6 protein-coding genes are annotated in these 3,413 nt (G+C 30.8%); all 6 read right to left on the reverse strand.

Annotated elements, in window-relative coordinates; genetic code table 11:
• Positions 1 to 108: 108 nt before the first annotated feature.
• The 6 genes from ACLUJM_RS13225 to ACLUJM_RS13250 all read right to left on the reverse strand — a co-directional run bounded on the left by ACLUJM_RS13225 (position 109) and on the right by ACLUJM_RS13250 (position 3,363).
• A complete protein-coding gene (locus tag ACLUJM_RS13225) occupies positions 109 to 582 on the reverse strand; it encodes a GNAT family N-acetyltransferase (RefSeq protein ID WP_412413023.1) in 474 nt (157 codons plus the stop codon).
• 228 nt (positions 583 to 810) lie between these two features.
• The gene (locus tag ACLUJM_RS13230) at positions 811 to 1,395 is read right to left on the reverse strand and encodes a hypothetical protein (protein ID WP_074140231.1); all 585 of its coding nucleotides are present in this window, start codon (positions 1,393 to 1,395) and stop codon (positions 811 to 813) included.
• A gap of 42 nt (positions 1,396 to 1,437) precedes the next feature.
• Complete coding sequence (locus ACLUJM_RS13235) at positions 1,438 to 1,950, reverse strand: hypothetical protein (RefSeq protein ID WP_074140230.1); 513 nt, start codon at positions 1,948 to 1,950, stop codon at positions 1,438 to 1,440.
• A gap of 45 nt (positions 1,951 to 1,995) precedes the next feature.
• Positions 1,996 to 2,517, reverse strand: a complete 522-nt coding sequence (locus ACLUJM_RS13240) for a DUF5037 domain-containing protein (RefSeq protein WP_412413024.1) — start codon at positions 2,515 to 2,517, stop codon at positions 1,996 to 1,998.
• A gap of 18 nt (positions 2,518 to 2,535) precedes the next feature.
• Positions 2,536 to 2,820 (reverse strand): DUF5037 domain-containing protein, encoded by a 285-nt coding sequence (locus tag ACLUJM_RS13245; protein ID WP_412413025.1) that lies wholly within the window; start codon positions 2,818 to 2,820, stop codon positions 2,536 to 2,538.
• Positions 2,821 to 2,859: 39 nt separating this feature from the next.
• Positions 2,860 to 3,363, reverse strand: a complete 504-nt coding sequence (locus ACLUJM_RS13250; protein WP_118473444.1) for a DUF600 domain-containing protein — start codon at positions 3,361 to 3,363, stop codon at positions 2,860 to 2,862.
• Positions 3,364 to 3,413 lie beyond the last annotated feature (50 nt).

Genomic DNA, 3,413 nt, shown 5'->3' on the forward strand with positions numbered 1-3,413 from the left:
CACCCAAAAGACATCATTACACCTAAATGGTGTCTTTTTAAAAAGCAGTCAATCATAAGACTAACTGCTTTGTATGTAGGGATATGAAATTGTAAACTAGATTGTCTGTTATAGATTTATAGTCATAATATATTCTTCGCTGTTTTCATCAACAACAAGAAAACCTGCTTTCTTATACATTTTTACTGCATAATTATTTTTCTGAACAGATAAGGAAATTTTTGAATATCCAAAAGATTTTTCCATTGACAATAACTGTTGCAATAATGAAGTTCCAATCCCTTGTCCTCTATACTTTTGAAAAACAGACATAGCAAGGGACGGTGTATCATTGTCAATGTGTCCGTAATCGTTCATTATTCGTACCCAAATAGCACCCACGACATTTCCTTGAACTTCCGCAACTAAAGCCCTATCATCTTTTCGCTTTCCAAATTCAAAAACATATTCTTGTAATTCTGGACAGTTAATTATTGATTTAGGTGGTGGCTCAACACCGTCTGGAATATAAATTGCTTCATACAAAAAGTCATTGAGTAAATCATATTCTGCTTTTTTAATTTCCCTTATGATATAATCCATAACTTGACTCCTAATCTATTTTATCTTTTTTCATACCCCGATTATACCATTCACATATAAGCACTACAACAAAATTTTATGCTTCAATAATCTTGTTAAAAAGTTCTAAGAGTATATCATTTCATCACTCCAATCTATAATTTTGGTAAGAAAAAAGCAGTCAATCCTAAGACTAACTGCTTTATATGTGATATAAGGTTATCAGACAATTTACCAACAAAGTATATACTATCGACTCAATAACATAGGCAAAAATTTTAATAATAAATCAATTCCATACGTAAATATGAATAACCCTAATATTATCGAAACTATTGTTCCTATTTTAATTTTTTTAGCCAGAATAAATACTGCTGGGTGCTTTGGGTCAATATATATGCTATATACATTTCCTTGTGTCATACTCCTATTTAATCGTTTATGAGATATATTTTGTGCTGTTTGCTCACGATAATAAGTTCCGTTATATGTATATTCAAATATTGGAGATTGTGTAGAAATGCCATTGCCACCATAATATGTATTGTAGCCACAATACACGCCGTCCACTTTTTCTCTACAACGCAATAACGAATATAAATCATTTACCCCAACCAAAATAAATACCAAACCAAATATAATTGCTCCCAATGGATAAACCAAAATCTCACCATATGGCAAAGTTAAAGATAAGATAGAAACGATTCCACAGCCAATGAAACAAATAAACATAATCAAACAGATAAGTGGCATGACTTTATAGCGTTTCTTTTTCATAATTACAAAACATACTATACCAAATACTATTGTTAAAAAATAAATAAGAATTGTCATTCCTAATCGCTCCTTTGATTTTACCAAACCACTTAGTCAATATTATTTTTCTAACTGTTCTTGCACAAATTTAATGCTATTTTGAATATATTCTTTGTCTTTTTCTGTTGCAACTTCTTCTAATTGTTTAAACAAAGCAATACATTCATTTCGTTTACCTAATACATTAAATGCAGTTGCAATATTGAGATACCATGTCATTTCATCTTTCATATCTTTAGGTTTCGTATCTATTGCAAGAAGTTTTTCTAAAAAGAGTTCTCCATTTTTATTTTCGTGATATTCTCTTACAATATCATTGTTCATTTTTCTAAACTGACGTCCTCTCCGCATTAAAACAAAGAATACAGTAAAGAAATAAACAATAGTAATAACAGCAATACCACCAACAATAATGCCTAAAAAGCCAATTGTTGATTTTACATAGGGAATTACTATGTTCACATAAATAAATAGTAGTACCGCCCAAAATAGAAATGCTAATCGGATAAGCCATTTATCTCTTTTTTCATATATTGCTCTTTTATTTTTTAGATTTTCGGGTTCGTAAATCATTTTATTTCACTCCTTTATTGCCACATCAATCAGAATTTGTTTCACTTACTGATATTTTTCTTGTTCTTGACCTTGTTTTGCAGCCTTGAATATCTCTAAGCTATCATCAAATTTATCTGAACCATATCGCATGATTGTTCCGAAGTATGGCTGACCTTCTTCTATTTCATCTAAATCGCTTCCGCTATTTCTTGGGGCTGTTCTTTCTAATATTGCCTCTGCTTTTTCAAAACTCTTATGGTCTAAATAATGAACATAAAGCAATGCTTCGCCACCTAATTTATCACGAAAGACTTCTTCATACATTTGATATTCTTCTTCATCAGTTTTTCCAGTCATTGTAGAAGTGTCAATATAAACCCTAACAGCTCCCAATGTTCTTTTATCTGGATCATCTGCAAGATTACGAAGATTAACAAACTTATTCCAATTAGAAACTTCTTTTACTGGCATGCTTTGCCATTTTTCCCATTCTTCTTCTTGTGACCAGATACGTCCTTTAATATAATAGTTTTCGGCTACCTGTGAAACAGCTCCTTCCGTTATAGACTCCATTTGTTTTGCCAAAGTCGTTCCGCATAACCATCATAAATAATTTCTATTTTTGAGTTTGGTTCTTCTGATTAAAATAGCTACCTCAAATGGATGATTTGGGTCATTTTTTGAAATACAAGTTGCATAGATTGCACCATTGTCTGATGGCAAAAGTTTTGGTTGATTCCAAGACAATACTTCAAATTCTTCTCCATATTCTTCTTGTAAGTAGGTTTCAATTTTTATTGAAATCTCATCCTCATGTCCACAGCCATTCAATAGCCCTAAACAAAGCATGCTTGCTATAACACCTAATAAAAATTTTTTATATCGCATAATCGCCACCTCTATGTGATTTTATGATTTAACACAGTTCTACAAACTGGAATTTCGTTTGTTCTTTACTTCGTAATACCAGTCATTTACGATATCGTCTGCTGTCTTAGTTTTGTGATTACTATGCACTAGATTATACTTATAGTCTGCGTTAAATTGTTTTGTCTTAACATCATACACCATTTTTATTTCTGTTGGCATTGGTCTACCGTACTTTTTACACACTTCAACCAACTGCTTTATATCATCAATTAAAATTTGCAAGCAATCCCTTTGGCGTTCTAGTGAAACATCATAGTTAAAGCCATTATTGGCATTGTTTAAATTATGCTTTTTTAGTATATTTCCACCGATATTATAGAAATAATTAGATGTCGCAACATTAGATTCAAATGATGTATAGATATATATTTCATCTGCTTTATTTTCAACATATTCTAAACAAATAGAGACCATATCTGACTGTATCTCTGTAAAATAATCCTCAAACATTTTTTCTTTTAAAGGTTCATTTTTATTCTTTAATTTACCAAATAATTCCATATTTATTTTCCTCTAAAATTCTAATTTTCCTGTTACACAAACTGGAATTT

It is taken from the genome of Finegoldia sp. (assembly GCF_046991905.1).
GTDB lineage: Bacteria > Bacillota > Clostridia > Tissierellales > Peptoniphilaceae > Finegoldia.